This is a genomic window from Variovorax sp. YR566 (genome assembly GCF_051992195.1).
Lineage (GTDB): Bacteria > Pseudomonadota > Gammaproteobacteria > Burkholderiales > Burkholderiaceae_C > Variovorax.
The window spans coordinates 5,665,248-5,683,540 of the sequence record NZ_CP197092.1 but is presented as its reverse complement, the minus strand read 5'-3'; the positions used below and the strand labels follow the sequence as shown (position 1 = coordinate 5,683,540).

Genomic DNA, 18,293 nt, shown 5'->3' with positions numbered 1-18,293 from the left:
TATCGGCAGATTGTTCCGGACGACCGAATTCAATAATTTGGTCATGAGCAAGGCGTACTTCGCCACTGCTGGTTCGGAGCATGAATGGCTGAGGAAAGCGATCTCGAAAAAACGGAACCCGCCTCCGAGCGACGCCTGGAGAAGGCGCGCGAGGAAGGCAACGTAGCCCGTTCGCGCGAGCTCACCACCTTCGTCATGCTGGGCACCGCATGCGCGGGGCTGTGGTTCGCAGGGGAGTCGCTGGGCACGAGCATGAGCGGTGCGCTGCACCGCGGCCTGCAGTTCGACCGCGCCAGCGCTTTCGATCCCTCGCACATGCTGGCCCAGACCGGGTTGATGGCGATGCACACGCTCACGGCCATCGGCCCGCTGTTCGCGATGATGATCGTCGCTGCCGTGGTCGCGCCGCTGATGCTCGGCGGCTGGCTGTTCTCCACCAAATCGGTGGGACCGAACTTCAGCAAGCTCAATCCGCTGGCCGGCATCGGCCGCATGTTTTCCGCGCAGTCGCTGGCCGAGCTTTTCAAGGCGCTGGCCAAGTCGGCGCTGATCGGCGGCGTGGCGTGGTGGGTGGTATCGCGCGACATCGGCGCGCTGATGGACCTGATGGCGCAGCCCGCGCACTACGCGCTGCCGCACGCAATGGTGCTGGTGGCCAAGCATTGCGCGCTGATCGCGGCCACGCTGTTTCTCGTGGCGCTGATCGACGTGCCCTTCCAGCTCTGGAGCTACTACCGCAAGCTGCGCATGTCGCGCGAAGACCTGCGCCAGGAGCACAAGGAAAGCGAAGGCGATCCGCACATCAAGGCCGCGATCCGCCGCCAGCAACAGCAGATGGCGCGCCGCCGGATGATGGCCGAGGTGCCCAAGGCAGACATCGTGCTGACCAACCCCACGCACTTTGCGGTGGCGCTGAAGTACACCGACAGCGGCATGCGCGCACCGCGCGTGGTGGCCAAGGGCACCGAGCTGGTGGCCGCGCGCATTCGCGAGATGGCGCTGGAGCACAAGGTCGCGATTCTCGAAGCGCCGCCGCTCGCGCGCGCTCTCTACAAGCACACGAAGCTGGGCGATGAGATTCCGGCTGGCCTGTACACCGCGGTGGCCGAGGTGCTGGCCTGGGTGTACCAGCTCAGGCGCTGGAAGACCGAGGGCGGCGACGCCCCGCGCACGCCGACCGACCTGCCGGTGCCCGCAGACCTTCAATACACAGTGGAAGCCGCATGAACGCGATGACAAACCTGATGCGTCTGCCGACGCGTCTGTTCTCCGGCTCGCAGTTCAAGGGACTGGCCGGGCCGATTCTCATCATCCTCATCCTGAGCATGATGGTGCTGCCGCTGCCGCCCTTCCTGCTCGACCTGCTGTTCACCTTCAATATCGCCATGTCGGTGATGGTGCTGCTGGTGAGCATGTACACGATGAAGGCGCTGGACTTCGCGGCCTTCCCGGCCGTGCTGCTGTTCTCGACGCTGCTGCGCCTGTCGCTGAACGTGGCGTCCACGCGCGTGGTGCTGATGCACGGCCATACCGGGCCCGACGCGGCGGGCAAGGTGATCGAGGCCTTCGGGCACTTCCTCGTGGGCGGCAACTTCGCGGTGGGTGTGATGGTCTTCATCATCCTCGTGCTCATCAACTTCATGGTGATCACCAAGGGCGCGGGGCGCATCGCCGAGGTGGGCGCGCGCTTCATGCTCGACGCGATGCCGGGCAAGCAGATGGCCATCGACGCCGACCTCAACGCCGGCCTGATCGGCGAAGACGTGGCCCGCAAGCGCCGCACCGAGGTTGCGCAGGAGGCCGACTTCTACGGCTCGATGGACGGTGCCAGCAAGTTCGTGCGCGGCGATGCGATCGCGGGCCTGCTCATCATGGTGATCAACATCATCGGCGGGCTGGTGGTCGGCATGCTGCAGCACGGGCTCGACTTTTCCACTGCCGGCAAGACCTACACGCTGCTGGCCATCGGCGACGGCCTGGTCGCGCAGATTCCGGCGCTCGTCATCTCCACCGCTGCCGGCGTGATCGTGTCGCGTGTGACCACCGACGAGGACGTGGGCAGCCAGCTCACGGGCCAGCTCTTTTCCAACCCGCAGGTGCTGTTTCTCACGGCCGGCATCGTCGGCCTGCTGGGCATGATCCCGGGAATGCCGAACCTGGCCTTCCTGCTGATCGCGGGCGGCCTGGTGTGGCTGGGTCGACGGCTTGTGATGCGCAAACCGCAGGAGGCCGCGCAGAAGGCAGCCGCCGCCGCGCAGGCCGCGAACCCTGCGCCCTCGGCCGAGATGGAAGAAGCGACGTGGGACGACGTTGCAATGGTCGACCCGCTGGGCATGCAGGTCGGCTACCGGCTCATTCCGCTGGTGGACCAGTCGCAGCAAGGCGAGCTGCTGGGCCGCATCAAGAGCATCCGCAAGAAGATTGCGCAGGAGGTTGGCTTCCTGGTGCCGGTGGTGCACATTCGCGACAACCTGGAGATCAAGCCCAACACCTACGTCATCAGCCTGAAGGACGTGGAGATCGGGCGCGGCGAGGCCTTCCCCAACCAGTGGATGGCCATCAACCCGGGGCAGGTGACGGGCACGCTGCCCGGCACGCCCACGCGCGACCCGGCCTTCGGCCTCGCGGCGGTGTGGATCGACGCCAGCCTGCGGCAACAGGCGCAGGTGCAGGGCTACACGGTGGTCGATGCCTGCACGGTGATGGCCACGCACCTGAACCACCTGATCCAGACGCATGCCGCAGAACTGCTGGGCCGACAGGAAGTGCAGCAGCTGCTCGACCAGATCGCCAAGACCGCGCCCAAGCTCACGGAAGACCTGGTGCCGAAGGTGCTGTCGCTCAGCACGCTGCACAAGGTGCTGCAGAACCTGCTCGACGAAGAGGTGCCCATCCGCGACATGCGCACCATCCTCGACGTGATGGCCGAGCATGCGCCGACCATCAAGGACCCGACCGAACTCACCACGCTCACGCGCCTGGCGCTGGGCCGCGCCATCACGCAGCAGCTGTTCCCGGGCGACACCGAGATGCAGGTGATCGGCCTCGACGGCTCGCTCGACGGCGTGCTGCAGCAGGCCTTGACCAACAGCAGCGGCATCGAGCCGGGCATTGCCGACAACCTGCTCAGGCAGGCGCAGGCAGCGATTCTGCGCCAGGAGCAGATGGGCCTGGCGCCGGTGCTCGTGGTGCAGCACGCGCTGCGCGTGCTGCTGTCCAGATTCCTGCGGCGCAGCCTGCCGCAGCTGAAAGTGCTTTCGCATGCGGAGATTCCTGACTCCCGCACCATCAAGATCACCACCGCCATCGGAGGACGAGGTTGAATTCCAAGCAGACCGACGTGCGCACCACCGCGCGCAAATTCGTCGCGGCCACCAGCCGCGAAGCCCTGAGGATGGTGAGGGAGGCGCTGGGCGCCGACGCCATCGTGCTGACGCATCGCGCAATGGCCGAGGGCGTCGAGATCGTCGCAATGGTCGAGGGCGAAGTGCAGGGGGTGTTGAAAGACACCGCGTCTGTGCCTGCGAAGCCCGTGGTGATCGCGGCGCCCGTGGCATCGGTCCCCGTGCCTGTGGCGGCCCCTGTGCCCGCTCCTGCACCCGCACCCGCTGACACCGTGCTCACCGAACTGCATTCCATGCGCGGCATGATCGAAGAGCAGCTCGCCAGCGTCGTGTGGAACGACAAGCAGCGCCGCGACCCGGTGCGCGGCCGCCTGCTGCGCACGCTGCTTGGCGCCGGCTTCAGCGCGGGCCTGTCGAAGGCCATGCTGGAGAAGATGCCCACCGGCCAGACATACGCCGAAGGCATGGCCTACGTGCGCTCGGAGCTGATCCGCGCCGTGCCTGTGCATGAAGACGAAGACGCGCTGTTCGCGCAGGGCGGCGTCTACGCCCTGATGGGCCCGACCGGCGTCGGCAAGACCACCACCACCGCCAAGCTGGCTGCGCGCTGCGTGATGCGCTTCGGTGCCGACAAGCTCGCGCTGGTGACCACCGACAGCTACCGTATCGGCGCCTACGAGCAGCTGCGCATCTACGGCCAGATCCTCAATGTGCCGGTGTACGCCGTGAAGGATGCGGCCGACCTGCACCTGGTGCTGCAGGACCTGCGCGACAAGCACATGGTGCTGATCGACACCGTCGGCATGAGCCAGCGCGATCGCGCCGTGTCCGAGCAGATCGCGATGCTCGGCCAGAGCCAGCGGCCCGTGAAGCGGCTGCTGCTGCTCAACGCCACCAGCCACGGCGACACGCTCAACGAGGTGGTGCATGCCTACCGCCACGGCAACGAGCTCACCGGCTGCATCTTCACCAAGGTCGACGAGGCCACGCATCCGGGCGCACTGATCGACACCGTGATCCGCCACCGCCTGCCGGTGCACTACATCTCCAGCGGCCAGAAGGTGCCCGAGAACCTGATGCAGGCCGACCGCGCGCAGCTGGTGGACAGCGTGTTCCAGCCGCGCCAGCACAGCCCGCTGTTCGTGCCCGCGGAAAGCGATCTGCACGAGGAGCCGGCGGGCGCGGGCCCCTCGGCGCAGGTGGTGCAGGCGCAGGGCGAGACCGATCGCCTGCGGCTGAAGTACCAGAACCTGATTCGCGCCATGGCGCACGACGCGCAAGAGCTCGCCACTACCGCCAGCGCATTGGCCGGCGCGCAGATCGGCTTCGAGCGTTCGCGCGCACTGTGGCGCCAGGCCGGCGACGAAGGCACCGGCCAGAAGACCGTGCTGCACGACCTGATGGTGCATGCGCGCAGCGAAGTGGCCGCCGGCTGCGAGACCCATGTGCTCGCACTGTGCGGGCAGGTCGGGCTGCGCTCGAACGAAGGCGGCGACGCTTATGAATGCCACGGCAGCCTGCTGCTGTCGGACCGCACAGGCCTGCCGTTGGCGGCGCCGAACCAGTGGCTCTCGACCGCCGCCACGCGCGGCATGAAGGACGCTGCGCGCAAGCCCGGCGCACGCCAGGTGCCGTGGCTGCGCCAGCAGGACTTCGGCCACAAGCCGCTGGTGTATCTGTTGACGAGGCTGCCCGGCATCGAGGCCATGGTGCAGTGGCAGGCCGCGGGACAGCGCTGGCTGGCGCGCGCGCCGGGCTCCACTGCGGTGATCGACGTGCGCACCGGCGCACCCGACACGCTCGCGCGCATGGACTTCGAATTCGGCGAGGGGCGGCCCGTGCGCTTTCGCGGCAAGGCGGCGTTGCGCAGCGAGGCGCATGCCGACGTGGTGCTGCGCTTCAACGCAGCCGCCATGGCGGCGGGCATCGGGCGCGATGCGATGCCCGCGCTGCGCTGCGTCGCCACGCGGGTGGTCGATGCGCGCACCGGCAACGTGCTGGCGCAGGGCCATGCATTGACCAATATCGGCGCGGACGTTTCCACGCAGCAGCTCGCGCAATGGCAGGGCTGGGCCAGCGACGCCGAGCCCTGCTTCCGCCTGCTGCGCGACGGTGTGCAGATGGTCGGCGGCATCGGCGAGCTGGGCGACCCCGACATCATGAAGCGGCTGCTGATCGCCGGCCAGATGACCACCACCGTGTGGCGCCTGTTGCACGCCGAAGGCGAATGGGCCGACCGCACGCGCGCGCTGCTGGGCCAGCTCACGGGGCGCCCGGCGCGCAACGGGCGGGCCATGAGCGGCAGTGCTCTGTATGCGGGCGTGGGCAAGCTCTTTCTGCTGCTGGAGGCGCTGGGCACCGAGTCGACCGCTCCCACGCAGGCGCCGCGTGCGCTGGAGAAGTTGGGTTGAGGAATCAGGAATGAACAAGCTGGTTGCGGATCAGGCCGACGGACTGCGGCGCATGCTCGCACCGACGCATGCGCGCGTGGTGGCCGTCGCAGGCCTGGGGCAGGGCGCGGGGAGTACCACGGCCGCGATGAATCTCGGTGTGGCACTGACCCTGCAGGGTCGCAACGTGCTGCTGCTGGACGAGCACTGCCCGACTGTGGGCTCCGCCTGTGAGGTGTGGGACATCGATCCGCTGGGGAACCTGGCCGATGTAGCAAGCCAGCGCCTGACGCTGGATGGTGCAGAGGTCAAGGCAGCCTGCGGCGTGCACGTGCTACCCGCGCCGCACGGCGCGGTGAATGGTGCGGATGGCGAAATCGACCCGCGCAAGTTCTGGCACGACGGCGTCGTCATCGTCGATGCGGCTTTCGACGCCGAGGGCCGGTTGTCGGCGCTCGCGCAGGGCGCGGACGACCTGCTGCTGGTGCTGCAGCCGCACCCCGCGTCGATCACCGCGGCCTATGCAGGCATCAAGCGGCTGCACCACGCGCACGGCCTCAAGCAGATGCGCTTCCTGGTCAACGGCGCGGCCGACGTCGTGGCTGCGCGCCAGATCATGAGCAACCTCGCGCATGCTGCCAGCCGCTATCTCGCGCTGCTGCTGCAGCCCGCGGGCTGGGTGCGCTTCGACCCGCTCGTTGCCGACGCGTGGCGCCTGAAGAAGACCATCGTCGAGGCCTTTCCCGCGAGCCATGCCGCTGTCGACTTCCGGCGCATTGCCGGCGAGGTCGACCGCTGGCCTTGGCGCGCGGCCGAGCCGCTGCAGGCCGTGGCCTGAGCCCGCCGACCCGGACAACCCAAGAAGGACGGCCGTGTACACCGCACAGGGAACCATCGAAAAATCACATCTGCTGGCGCAGCACCAGCCGCTGGTGCGCCGCATCGCGTTGCAGATGATGGCCAAGCTGCCGGCCAGCGTGGAGCTGGACGACCTGATCCAGGCCGGCATGCTGGGCCTGCTGGACGCCTCCAGCCGCTACCAGGACAACCGCGGCGCGCAGTTCGAGACCTTCGTCAGCCAGCGCATCCGCGGCGCCATGCTCGACGAACTGCGCGCCAGCGACTGGGGCTCGCGCGGCCTGCGCCAGTCGGCGCGCGGCGTCGAGAAGGCGATCCAGGCGCTGGGCCACAAGCTCGGGCGCTCTCCCACCGAAGGGGAGATCGCCAAGGAGCTGAAGATGGACCTGGGGGCGTATCAGTCGCTGCTGCAGGAGATCCAGGGCTGCCAGCTGGTGTATGTCGAAGACTTCTCCAAGGACGACCCGGACAGCCCGTTCCTCGACAGCCATTCCCAGGACGCGCGCAAGGACCGGCGCGGCAGTGACGATCCGCTGGAGCAGCTGCTGGAGAGCGGCTTCCGGCATCAGCTGGTAGACGCCATCGGTGCGCTGCCGGAGCGCGACCAGCTGCTGCTGAACCTCTACTACGAGGAAGAGCTGAACCTGCGCGAGATCGGCGCGATCCTGGAGGTGAGCCAGTCGCGGGTGTGCCAGCTGCACAGCCAGGCGATCAGCAGGCTGCGGGCGAAGCTGAAGGATGTGCTGTAGCGGACTCCGGGGCCAGGGCCGCCGCCTGAATCAGAAAGTCGCATCGAGCACCTGCGAGGGGATGAGGCCGTTGAGCGTCACATTGTTCGTGAGTGGATCGAACAGTTGCGGTTGCAGAACGTACTTCCAGGCGCCGTTCCTGTAGTACAGGAAGTTGAAGGCGTTCGGCAGCGGAATATGCTGATTGGCGTGGCCGTAGTCGTCGAAGCCGATGTACGAGATCACTTCCTGCCCTTGCGTCTGGATCATCTGATTGATGTTGGCTTGCCCGGGGTGCTGGTGGTGATACACCCTGATCAGATGCGCACCGAGCGGCGAGTTCGTCACCATCAGGGCGCAGCCATTCATGGCGGCGGTGAAGACGAACCTGTGCTGCGGGTTGTGTCGAGGTACGTCGACGAATCCGGGCATCACGTTGCCCTGGATGAAAGGACACCAATACGCCGAGATCGGCTGATCCTGATGGAGGACATTTCCCACCGGCCTCAAGGTGACCTGGAGGGCTTGCGCGGTGCCCTGCAGATCGAACGAGCCCATCTTGGCCGTGTTGAGTACCAGGACCTGCATGGCGAAAGCTGGATTCTGCTGCGCCTGCGCGTTCTGCATGAACCACGAAACGCCGTTGATCGCGCGAAGCTGCGCGTACGCAACGGGATCGGCTCGGAAGAGTTGGTTGTGTCCGTTCACGTGTGATGTCTATTTGCGTTGGAATGGGAGGGGCAAAGTAGAGCGCTGCACCATGGGGCCCAAGCGGCGACCTGTGCCGTTTCATCTTCACGAGCCTCTTGTCATTTCGTGCGCGGCTGATGGTAGGAGCGCGACGGTGCGAAGGCCATCCCCAGGAACAAGTAGATGGGTGCCTTATTTGTCATGCGCCATTAGGCGTTGTCCGTCAGCAATCCGCGCCCGCCGCTGGCGTGCCGCATCTGAGTGCGCGGCAAAGCTCGGGCTCTTGCCTAAGACCTCAAAGCAACCCTCCGCACGGCTTTACGCCGACCGCCCGAACCGCCCCATTGGCGACTACGCGCTCATCGGCTCGACCCACAGCGCGGCCCTGGTGCATTGCGGTGGCGATATCGAGTGGCTGTGCCTGCCGCGCTTCGATTCGGCCGCGATGTTCGCCAGCCTGCTCGGCGACGAGCGCAACGGCCATTGGACGATGCGCGCCAAAGACCGCAAGGCGCGTGTCACGCGGCGCTACCTGCCCGGCACCGTGGTGCTCGAAACCACGATCCGCACGGCCAAGGGGACGGCCATCGTCACCGACTTCATGCCCCGACCCGCGCTCGACGGCACGCATGAGGTGGTGCGCATCGTGCAGGGCGTGCGCGGCACGGTCGCCATGCATACCGAGTTCCGCATCCGCTTCAACTACGGCGGGTGGTGCCCGTGGATGGAGCGGCGCGACGGCGCGGTGTTTGCCACGGCCGGACCGGACTCGGTGCGCATCAGCTCCGGCGTGCCGCTGACCAACGAGAACTTCGCGAGCTTTGCCGACTTCACCGTGTCCGCGGGGCAGGCCATCGCGTTCAGCCTCGACTGGTTTCCCTCGCACCTGAAGCCGCCGGTGACGCGCGACGCCAGCGCGCTGCTGGCGCGCACCGTCGCCGAATGGAGCGCGTGGACCGGCCGCTGCGGCTACCACGGCGAGTTTCGCGAGCCGGTGATGCGCTCGCTGCTCACGCTCAAGGCGCTCACCTACGAGCCCACTGGCGGCATCGTCGCCGCGCCGAGCACCTCGCTGCCCGAACTGCCGGGCGGCGAACGCAACTGGGACTACCGCTTCTGCTGGCTGCGCGACGCGGCGCTCACGCTCTACGCGCTGATCGGTTCGGGCTATGTCGAGGAAGCCAGCGCCTGGCGCTGGTGGCTGATGCGAGCGGTGGGCGGCTCGCCCGAAGAGCTGCAGGTGATGTACGGCCTGCACGGCGAACGCTCGCTCACCGAACTCGAGCTCGGCTGGCTGCCGGGCTACGAAGACAGCCGCCCGGTGCGCATCGGCAATGGCGCGCACGGGCAGCGCCAGCTCGATGTGTACGGCTCGGTCATCGCGGCCTTTCATGCGGCGCGCAAGGCCGGGCTGGCGGACATGGACAAGGTGTGGCCGCTGGAGCGCGCCATTGCGAAGCACCTGATGGTGCTGTGGAAGGAACCCGACTGCAGCCTGTGGGAAGTGCGCGGCGAGCCGCGCCACTTCGTGCATTCCAAGATCATGTGCTGGCTGGCCTTCGACCGGGTGATCGCGAGCGCGACGGAGTATGGGCTCGAAGGCCCTGTCGAGCGCTGGCGGGAGGTGCGCGACGAGATCCACGCCGAGGTCTGCGCCCGCGGCTACGACGCCGCGAGCAATTCATTCGTGCAGTACTACGGCGCAGACACGGTGGATGCGGCGCTGCTGTGGATGCCGCTGATCGGCTTTCTGCCGATCCATGATGCGCGCGTGCAGGGCACCATCGCGCGCATCGAGAAGGAGCTGATCTTCAACGGGCTGGTGTACCGCTATCGCACAGAGAAAGGCGTGGACGGCCTCGAAGGCGGGGAGGGCGCGTTTCTCGCGTGCAGCTTCTGGCTGTCGAACGTGTACGTGGCCATGGGCAAGCTGCGCAAGGCGCGAGCCCTGTTCAAGCGCCTGCTGGCGCTGGGCAACGACCTGGGCCTGTTCGCCGAGGAGTACGACCCGGTGGCACAGCGGCAGCTCGGCAATTTTCCGCAGGCGTTTTCGCACATCGGGCTGATCAACAGCGCGCATGCGCTGGTGTCGGCGGCCGGTGGCGTGTGGGAGCTGGCGGACCTCGATGGCAAGGCGGCATCGAAGAAGACGGCGCCGAAGAGAGCGGCACCGAAGAGGACGGCAAGAAAGACGCCGCTCAGGCGGCCGGCAGCGCGAACTCCTCGGCGCTGAACACCGTGTGGAAGACCGTGCCGTCGAACATCTCGAACAGCTTCTTCGAGACCTCGCGGCTTTCATGGCGAACGGGTGAGTCGAGTGCGCGGGCGATGTCCTCGCGACTCGCATAGCGGATCGACAGCACCATCGCCAGTTCGGGGTCGCTCACATCGCTTTCGATCTGGCGCAGCACGCGCACTTCGAGCGCACCGGGGAAGCGGGTCCACAGCGGCACGAGTTTTTCGTGCACGTGGCGGTCGAAGGCTTCTTCCATGCCGGCCTTGACCCGGCCCCTGAAAAACGCGCAGCGGATGAACATGGTGTCTCTTCTTTCCTGGGTGAAAGCCGTGTGTGGCGGGAGGCGCTTCAGCCGCGCCCGTAGCCGTCGAACTGCCGCATCATGGCCGCCGTGTCTTCGGCGCCGAGCCCGGCCGCGACGAAGGCTCGGTGCAGCTCCGAGACGGCGCCCGCCAGCGGCATCGGCAGGCGCTGGCCTTGCGAGAAGGCCTGCACCGCTTCGAGGTCCTTGAGCATGTTGTCGATGCGGCCGGTAGGCGTGTAGTCGCGCGCGGCCATCTTGGGGCCGAACTCGCGCAGGATCTGGCTGTCGGCGCGGCCGCCGGCCAGTGCGGCGGGCAGCTTCGATGCATCGACGCCACCGGCTTCGGCCAGCCGCACCGCCTCGGCCACGGCCTGAAAGCCGATGGCGCAGAGCAGCTGGTTGACGAGCTTGGTGGTCTGGCCCGCGCCGCTGTCGCCCATGTGGGTGTAGTTGGCGCACAGGCTGTCCATCACGGCGCGTGCGCGCTGCACGTCGTCGGCGCTGCCGCCTGCCATCACCGTGAGTTGCCCGAGCAGGGCCTTGGGCGCGCCGCCGGAAAGCGGCGCATCGACGAAGCCCATGCCCGTGCGCTCGCGCAGCGACTGTGCGAGCCGGCGCGTGGAAGGTGGGTCGATGGACGACATGTCGATCAGCAGCCGCTTCGCATCGGCAGGTGCGGCGGCGACGATGCCGGCCTCGCCGAAGATCGCGCGCTCCACCACCGCCGCAGAGTTGAGGCTGGTGATGACGAAGTCGCTGGCTGCCGCTGCCGCTTGCGCGGTGTCGGCCGCCTGTGCGCCTTGTGCTGCCAGCGCGGCCACCTTGGCCGCATCGAGGTCGAACACGTTCACCCGGTGGCCGCATTCGAGCAGCCGGCGCGCGATGGCCGAGCCCATGATGCCCACGCCGATCACGGCCACGCGCTGGCTGGATGCTGCTGTCATGCAGAGACTTTCATGGAAGCATCCTTCGAGCGTTGAACGAGCTGTGCGCCGATGTCGGCCACGATCTGCTGCACGGGCACGGCGATGTCGGCGTGCAGCACGTCGGGTTCGCTCGCGTCGGGCCTCTCCAGCGTCTTCAGCTGGCTGTCGAGCAGCGCCGGCGGCATGTAGTGCCCGGTGCGTTGTTCCATTCGCTGCCGCACCAGCGCGGGCGACCCGTCGAGAAACACGAACTGCAGCTCGGGCGACGCGGCGCGCAGCCGGTCGCGGTAGGCGCGACGCAGGGCGGAGCAGGCCACCACCACGCCACGCGGCGCGGCCGTGCGGTCGGCAAGGCTGGCGCCCACGCGGTCGAGCCAGGGCCAGCGGTCTTCGTCGGAGAGCGGCAGGCCGGCGCGCATGCGCGCCACGGCCTCGGGCACGTGCAGGTCATCGGCATCGACCCACGGCACGCCCAGCGTCTGCGCCAACCCGGCGGCCACACTGCTCTTGCCGGTGCCCGACACGCCCATTACCACCACGCTCAGGCGCTGCGGCTGCTCTGGATGCTGCACGGTGCTACAGGCTCGAGGTGATGCCGCCATCCACATACAGGATGTGGCCGTTGACGAAGCTCGACGCATCCGAGGCCAGGAAGATGGCCGCGCCGCCGAGCTCTTCCACGTCGCCCCAGCGGCCGGCGGGCGTGCGGCCCGAGAGCCACGCCGTGAAGGCTTCGTCGGCCACCAGCGCCTGAGTGAGTTCGGTCTTGAAGTAGCCCGGCCCGAGGCCGTTGACCTGGATGCCGTACTTGCCCAGGTCGATCGCCATGCCCTTGGTGAGCATCTTCACCGCGCCCTTGGTGGCGGCGTAGGGTGCGATGCCCGGTCGGCCCAGCTCGCTTTGCACCGAGCACACGTTGATGATCTTGCCGCGCTTGCGTTCGATCATGCGCTGCGCGACGAAGCGGCCGACCAGGAACACGCTGTCGATGTTGGTGGTGGTGATCTTGTGCCACGCGTCGATAGGGAATTCGGCGAACGCACCGCGGTGCTGCATGCCGGCGTTGTTCACGAGGATGTCGATGGCGCCGATGTCGGCTTCGATGGCGGCCACGCCGGCTTCCACCGCGGCGGCGTCGGTCACGTCGAAGGCAATGGCCTCGGCCGCGATGCCCTTGGCGCGCAGGGCGTCGCGGGCGGCGTTGAGCGATGCGGCATCGCGTGCATTGAGCACCACGCGCGCGCCGGCGTTGCCGAGCGCAGCCGCCAGCGCAAAGCCGATGCCCTTGCTGGAGCCGGTGACGAGGGCGGTGCGCCCGGAAAGATCGAAGAGTTTCAAAGGAGGCTCCGAGTACATGGCTGACGGCATAAGTTACCGGTATCTTTTGAGATCGTCAACTGGTAAAACCTCCGCTGGCATTATTTTCTTTCATCAATTAAAGTTACCGGTATCTTATTGAGTCGCAACCGCTATCCGAGGAGACACCCGCTTGACCGCTACCGCTACATCCCCGCACGTGCTGATGCCAGGCACCTACCCGGAATGGGACATGGCGCCGATGCGGGCGGCCTACACGCTGCATCGCCTCTGGGAAGCGCCGGACCGGCAGGCCTTCATTGCCGAGCACGCGCCGAACATTCGCGCGGTCGCAACGCGCGGCGAGCTGGGTGCCAACGCCGAACTGATCGCCGCGCTGCCTGCGCTGGAGCTGATCGCCTGCTACGGCGTGGGCACCGACGGCATCGACCTTGCCGCCTGCCGCGCGCGCGGCATCCGCGTGACCAACACACCCGACGTGCTCAACGGCGACGTGGCCGACCTCGCCGTGGGGCTCACGCTGGCGGTGCAGCGGCGCATTCCGGCGGGCGATGCTTTCGTGCGCAGCGGCGCGTGGGCCGGTGGCGGCATGCCGCTGACCACCCGAGTCTTCGGCCAGCGCATCGGCATCGCGGGCTTCGGCCGCATCGGCAGCACCATCGCGCGGCGGCTCTCGGGCTTCGACGTGGAGCTGGGTTACTTCAGCCGCACGCCGAAGGCCGACAGCCCGCACCGCCACTTCGCCAGCCTGAGCGCGATGGCCGACTGGTGCGACGTGCTCATCGTCATCCTGCCCGGCGGAGAGGCCACGCGCGGCATCGTCAATGCCGAGGTGCTGCAGGCGCTGGGCCCCAAGGGCTGGCTCGTGAACGTGTCGCGCGGCACCACCGTCGACGAATGCGCGCTGCTGCAGGCGCTGGAGGCGCGCGGCATTGCCGGCGCGGCGCTGGACGTGTTCCTCAACGAGCCGCGCATCGACCCGCGCTTTGCCGCGCTCGACAACGTGGTGCTGCATCCGCACCATGGCAGCGGCACCGAACAGACGCGCCGCGCCATGGGCGAGCTGGTGCGCCGCAACCTCGAGGCCCACTTCGCGGGCCAGCCTCTCATTACTCCCGTGCCCTGACTGGCCGAAGGAAAGAATCATGCGTTTGCGTTGTATGTGCCTCGTGATCCACGCCCCCGACGACCTGCGTCTGGACGAACAGGACGCCGGCGAGATCGGCCCCGGCCAGGTGCTGGTGAAGGTCGGCATGGGCGGCATCTGCGGCTCCGACCTGCATTACTTTCACAACGGCGGCTTCGGTACCGTGCGCATCAAGGAGCCGATGGTGCTGGGCCATGAAGTGGCCGGCACCGTGGTGGCGGTGGCGCCTGGCGTCGAGAGCGTGCGCATCGGCGACAAGGTGGCCATCAACCCGAGCCGCCCCTGCGGCGCCTGCAAGTTCTGCCTCGAAGGCCTGCCCAACCAGTGCCTCGACATGCGCTTCTACGGCAGTGCCATGCGCACGCCGCACGTGCAGGGCGCGTTCCGCAACATGCTGCTGTGCGAGGCCACGCAGTGCGTGAAGGTGGCCGAGCACGTGCCGCTGCGCCTGGCCGCGCTGGCCGAGCCGTTCTCGGTGGGGCTGCACGGCGTGTCGCGCGCCGGTCCGCTGCTGGGCAAGCGTGTGCTGGTGTCGGGCTGCGGACCCATCGGCGTGCTGGCCATTGCGGCGGCGCGCGCGCATGGCGCAGCCGAGATCACCGCCACCGATGTGGTCGACGAGCCGCTGGCCATCGCGCGTGCCATGGGCGCCGACAACGTCATCAACGTCGCGCAGGACAAGACCTGGGTGTCGCGCTATTCGGCCGACAAGGGCACCTTCGACGTGATGCTCGAATGCTCCGGCAACGAGCGCGCACTGCGCGACGGGCTGGAGGTGATGCGCCCGCGCGGCGTGGTCGTGCAACTGGGCCTGGGCGGGGACGTGAGCATTCCGCAGAACATGGTGGTGGCGAAAGAGCTCAGCATCTGCGGCTCGTTCCGCTTCCACGCGGAGTTCGCGCTTGCGGTGCGGCTCATCAACGAAGGGCGCGTGGACCTGTCGCCCGTGGTGACGCACACCTTCCCGATGCTGCAGGCGCGGCAGGCCTTCGAGCTGGCGAGCGACCGTCAGAAGGCGATGAAGGTGCTGATCGACTTCGCGGACGTGGGCGCGGAGGCCGTCGCGGCCTGACGGGTTTTCCGCAGACGCCCGCAGCGTCATTGGCTCGCGTTAGGCGTAGCGCGCGCCAGCAGGCGGATGTGTTCGAAGTCCAGCATGTCCAGCGCATGCCGCACCGCGTCGACCAGCGCCGAGTGGCGCGCGTCGGCCGCGAGCCGGTCGGCCCATTCGTGCAGGTCGCTCCAACGGCCGTCGCGCGCGAGCGTTTCGAGTTCGTCGCGCACCGATGCGGGAAGCGGCGCGATCGCGGGCACCGGTGGACGTCTCACCCTGTGGCCCGGTACGGGCACGGGCGGTGCATGGCGCGGCTGCTGCGGCTGCTGTGACTTGGTGGCCAGGGGCAGCAATTCTTTCGGCGCGTCCTTCACGATCACCGAGAAGTGCACACGCGTTCCCAGGTTGCGGTGGCTCTCCAGCAGCAGGCGCCCGCCCATGTGCTGCACGATGCGCCGCGCGATCGCCAGCCCCAGTCCGTGGCCGTTGGCGCTGGGCGCGCCCTGCGCGATGGCCTGGACGATGCGCGCCTGGTCTTCCTTGTCGATGCCGATGCCGCTGTCCCACACGTCGAACCTGAGCCGCCACGAGTCCGCGCGCGGCCGCGCCTGCACGCGCAGGCCGATCTTGCCGTCGCGCGTGAACTTCGCGGCGTTCGACAGCAAGTTCAGCAGCAGTTGCTGGAAGCGCTTGCTGTCGATGTACACCGCGACCGGCAGTGCGCCCAGCACTTCCAGCTCGAACCGGTTGTGCTGCCGCTGCGCGAGCGTGTCTGCGTACTGCGCGATGTCGTCGATCAGCGCGCGCAGGTGCACCGGCCGGGGCTCGAAGGCGAAGGGCAGCAGCTCGCTCTTCGCGTAGTCGAGCAGATCGTCGATCAGCGCGAGCTGGTAGGCCACGCTGCGCTCGATGGCCTGTAGCCGCTCGGGCGGCGGCGAGCTGTCGCCATGCAGCAGGCGCGCGTTGCCGATGATGGTCGACAGCGGTGCGCGCAGGTCGTGGCTGATGTAGGCCAGCAGCTGCGTCTGCTCGCGCGCCTGGTGCTCGGCCTGCTCAAGCGCGGCGTTCAGCGCGTGCGTCTTGCGCTTCACTTCTTCCTGCAGCCGTTGCTGTTCCTCGGCCTGCCAGTGCACCAGCGTGCGCTGCGCGACGCGCTGCTGCCGCGACAGGTGGTGCGCCCACGCCGCCAGCGCCACCAGGCCGACCAGCATGCCCGGGAAGCCCAGCGCATAGGCGTCGAAGCCGGGGATCGTGTGCGCCGGCATCGCGAGTTCGGTGAGCCGCAGGCACACCCCGACGGTGACGATGCTCATCACCGGAAAGGCCAGCCGCCCGCCCGGCCCCGCGCGCCGCATGTAGATGAAGGTGCCGACGGTCAATGCGAGAACCACCACCGGCGCGCTCAGCGTGCCGGCCAGCGCGAAAGGCGCGTACGGCCCCAGCAGCGTGCCCAGCACCACGACGCATTGCCCTGCCGCGAGCACCGCGAAGAGCGACAGTCCGGGCGCGCGCACCGGGCTGCGCCGCGACACCGCGTACAGGTAGAACATCAGCGAGAGCACGCAGCAGCCCGCGGTGACGCCGGCCGCGCGGTAGCTCCATTCGAGGCTGTCGGGCCACAGCGCCAGCCGTGCATGGCCGCGGTAGGCGCCCTCGTAGAGCGCCACGAGCGCGAAGCCCAGGCTCTGCAGCGCCGTTGCCAGGTCGCGCGAGATGAACCACAGCGCCAGCGAATACACGGAGAGCACCAGCAGCCCGCCGATCAGCAGGCCGTCGAGCAGTGCATGGCCGCTTTCTGCTTCGCGCCAGGCGTCGGCCGAATACAGCGCCGGCGCGAGCTTGACGCTGCTGTTCGTCTGAACCCGCACCAGCACGCGAGCCTGCTCGCCGGGCTGCAGGTCGAGGGCCAGCGTCGGTACGCGCTCGCGGTCCCGTCCGGTGCGTGATCGCACCGACACGCCGGTTTGCTCATGTGTCCACGTGGCCCAGCCCGCCAGCTCGCGGCGCGCATGGAAATCAACGTGCTGCAGCCACGTGGCGTCGAGCACCAGCCGAAGCGGCTGGATCGCGCCGGTGTCGTTCACCAGCGTGAGCCGCAGCCAGAAGGCCGAACGCGAAAAGCCCGGCCGCGTGCGCGCTGCGTTGCCGGGCTGGAAGCCGCCGGTCACGCCGCTTTCCAGGGCATCGATTTCGTCGAGCGACAGCCGTGTGCTGGTGTCTTCGAACACCTCGGCGCGCGTGTCGAGCGCCACCGGCCAGCGGGTCGCGTCGTCGACGCGCAGCATGCCCGCCTGCGCTGTGGCCGACCCCGCCAGCCAGAAGGCGCAGCACAGCAGCAACGTGCGGATGCCGCGCAGGGCCGGGGTGGTCACCGCCTTCTCAACGCCGCATCAGGCCGACGGCACCGATGGCGGAGAGGTCGAGGCGGCAGGCGCCTGGCGAAACGCCGTGGGCGTGCGGCCGAAGCGCTCGCGGAACGCGGTCGAGAAGTTGGCCGCGCTGGAGAAGCCCACGGCCAGCGCGACTTCTTCCACGCTGAGCGCCGACTCCGCGAGCAGCCGCTGCGCCTCGGCGAGGCGCGCCTCGCGTGCGAACTCGAAGACCGTGCGGCCCGTCTGTTCGCGGAACACGCGCGACAACCGCTTTTCGTGCGTGCCCACGCGCGCCGCCAATTCGGGCAGGGTGGGCACGTTCGCCAGGTCGGCGCGCACCAGGCGCTCGACGGCCTGCGCGAGCACGCGGTCGGTGTGGTCGGCGCCCGGGGTGTTGGTGCCGCGTTCCCGTTTCGCGTTTTCCACTGCGCTTTCGGCCTGCGCGATGCAGGCCTGCGCCTGCTGCCGGCTGCTTGACAGCGCAAGGTGTACGGCCACGCGCGCCAGCACTTCCGCAGGCTCGAAGGGCTTCAGGATGTAGTCGACCGCGCCTTCGCGCAGGCCGGTGAGCCGCTCTTGCACCGAGCTCGACGAGGTCACGAAGATCACCGGGATGCGTGTCGTCGCGCGGTCGGCCTTCAGCAGCCGGCAGGTCGCGAAGCCGTCGGTGGCGCCCATGCGCACGTCCAGCAGTATCAGGTCGGGCTGCAGCGCCGTGGCCCTGCGGTAGCCCTCCAGCGCGTTGAACGCCAGGCTGATGCGGTGCCCGGCTTCGCGCAGTACTCCCAGCAGCAACTGCAGTTCTTCGACGTTGTCGTCGATGACGAGGATGTGCGCGCGCCGGGGTGGCGTGGTCGACCAGTAAGACATGGACGTCGAGCGTAGGAGTGCGTCGCCGAAACGCTGTGTGATTTAGTTCACATTATG

15 protein-coding genes are annotated in these 18,293 nt (G+C 68.2%); 8 read left to right on the top strand and 7 right to left on the bottom strand.

Annotated features, from left to right (window positions below):
- The first annotated feature begins 84 nt into the window (after positions 1-84).
- The 5 genes from flhB to ACTG4X_RS26500 all read left to right on the top strand — a co-directional run bounded on the left by flhB (position 85) and on the right by ACTG4X_RS26500 (position 7,341).
- Positions 85-1,227, top strand: a complete 1,143-nt coding sequence (gene flhB, locus ACTG4X_RS26520; protein WP_093178159.1) for a flagellar biosynthesis protein FlhB — start codon at positions 85-87, stop codon at positions 1,225-1,227.
- Positions 1,224-3,323, top strand: coding sequence for a flagellar biosynthesis protein FlhA (gene flhA, locus ACTG4X_RS26515; RefSeq protein WP_093077268.1), 2,100 nt, complete (start codon positions 1,224-1,226; stop codon positions 3,321-3,323). The genes flhB and flhA overlap by 4 nt, the downstream gene beginning before the upstream one ends.
- Positions 3,324-3,394: 71 nt before the next feature.
- A complete protein-coding gene (gene flhF / locus ACTG4X_RS26510; protein ID WP_440534427.1) occupies positions 3,395-5,755 on the top strand; it encodes a flagellar biosynthesis protein FlhF in 2,361 nt (786 codons plus the stop codon).
- Positions 5,756-5,765: 10 nt separating this feature from the next.
- Entirely contained in the window at positions 5,766-6,572 is an 807-nt protein-coding gene (locus tag ACTG4X_RS26505; RefSeq protein ID WP_093178156.1) for a MinD/ParA family ATP-binding protein, read from the top strand.
- Positions 6,573-6,606: 34 nt separating this feature from the next.
- Entirely contained in the window at positions 6,607-7,341 is a 735-nt protein-coding gene (locus ACTG4X_RS26500) for an RNA polymerase sigma factor FliA (RefSeq protein ID WP_097198379.1), read from the top strand.
- 30 nt (positions 7,342-7,371) lie between these two features.
- Here ACTG4X_RS26500 and ACTG4X_RS26495 read toward each other — a convergent pair whose 3' ends face one another.
- A complete protein-coding gene (locus ACTG4X_RS26495) occupies positions 7,372-8,028 on the bottom strand; it encodes a hypothetical protein (protein ID WP_093058581.1) in 657 nt (218 codons plus the stop codon).
- A 265-nt stretch (positions 8,029-8,293) separates the two neighbouring features.
- Between ACTG4X_RS26495 and ACTG4X_RS26490 the strand changes: the two genes are divergently transcribed.
- Positions 8,294-10,243, top strand: coding sequence for a glycoside hydrolase family 15 protein (locus ACTG4X_RS26490; RefSeq protein ID WP_440532316.1), 1,950 nt, complete (start codon positions 8,294-8,296; stop codon positions 10,241-10,243).
- Here the strand turns inward: ACTG4X_RS26490 and ACTG4X_RS26485 are convergent.
- Genes ACTG4X_RS26485 through ACTG4X_RS26470 form a run of 4 tightly spaced genes read right to left on the bottom strand, consistent with a single transcriptional unit; the run spans position 10,209 to position 12,832 of the window.
- Positions 10,209-10,547, bottom strand: a complete 339-nt coding sequence (locus ACTG4X_RS26485) for a hypothetical protein (RefSeq protein ID WP_093058583.1) — start codon at positions 10,545-10,547, stop codon at positions 10,209-10,211. The two genes, ACTG4X_RS26490 and ACTG4X_RS26485, sit on opposite strands and share 35 nt — an antisense overlap.
- Before the next feature lie 47 nt (positions 10,548-10,594).
- Positions 10,595-11,494, bottom strand: a complete 900-nt coding sequence (locus ACTG4X_RS26480) for an NAD(P)-dependent oxidoreductase (protein ID WP_440532315.1) — start codon at positions 11,492-11,494, stop codon at positions 10,595-10,597.
- Complete coding sequence (locus ACTG4X_RS26475) at positions 11,491-12,048, bottom strand: gluconokinase (protein ID WP_440532314.1); 558 nt, start codon at positions 12,046-12,048, stop codon at positions 11,491-11,493. Before ACTG4X_RS26475 ends, ACTG4X_RS26480 begins: the two co-directional genes overlap by 4 nt.
- A gap of 4 nt (positions 12,049-12,052) precedes the next feature.
- Entirely contained in the window at positions 12,053-12,832 is a 780-nt protein-coding gene (locus ACTG4X_RS26470; protein WP_176928978.1) for an SDR family oxidoreductase, read from the bottom strand.
- A gap of 133 nt (positions 12,833-12,965) precedes the next feature.
- On the opposite strand from ACTG4X_RS26470, the gene ACTG4X_RS26465 reads away from it, so the two are divergent.
- Both ACTG4X_RS26465 and ACTG4X_RS26460 read left to right on the top strand, forming a co-directional pair.
- Entirely contained in the window at positions 12,966-13,919 is a 954-nt protein-coding gene (locus ACTG4X_RS26465; RefSeq protein ID WP_440532313.1) for a 2-hydroxyacid dehydrogenase, read from the top strand.
- Positions 13,920-13,938: 19 nt separating this feature from the next.
- Entirely contained in the window at positions 13,939-15,012 is a 1,074-nt protein-coding gene (locus tag ACTG4X_RS26460) for an L-idonate 5-dehydrogenase (RefSeq protein WP_093058588.1), read from the top strand.
- Between the two features lie 26 nt (positions 15,013-15,038).
- On the opposite strand, the gene ACTG4X_RS26455 is transcribed toward ACTG4X_RS26460, so the two are convergent.
- Entirely contained in the window at positions 15,039-17,366 is a 2,328-nt protein-coding gene (locus ACTG4X_RS26455) for an ATP-binding protein (protein WP_440532312.1), read from the bottom strand.
- Between the two features lie 18 nt (positions 17,367-17,384).
- Entirely contained in the window at positions 17,385-18,236 is an 852-nt protein-coding gene (locus ACTG4X_RS26450; protein ID WP_426389918.1) for a helix-turn-helix domain-containing protein, read from the bottom strand.
- Positions 18,237-18,293 lie beyond the last annotated feature (57 nt).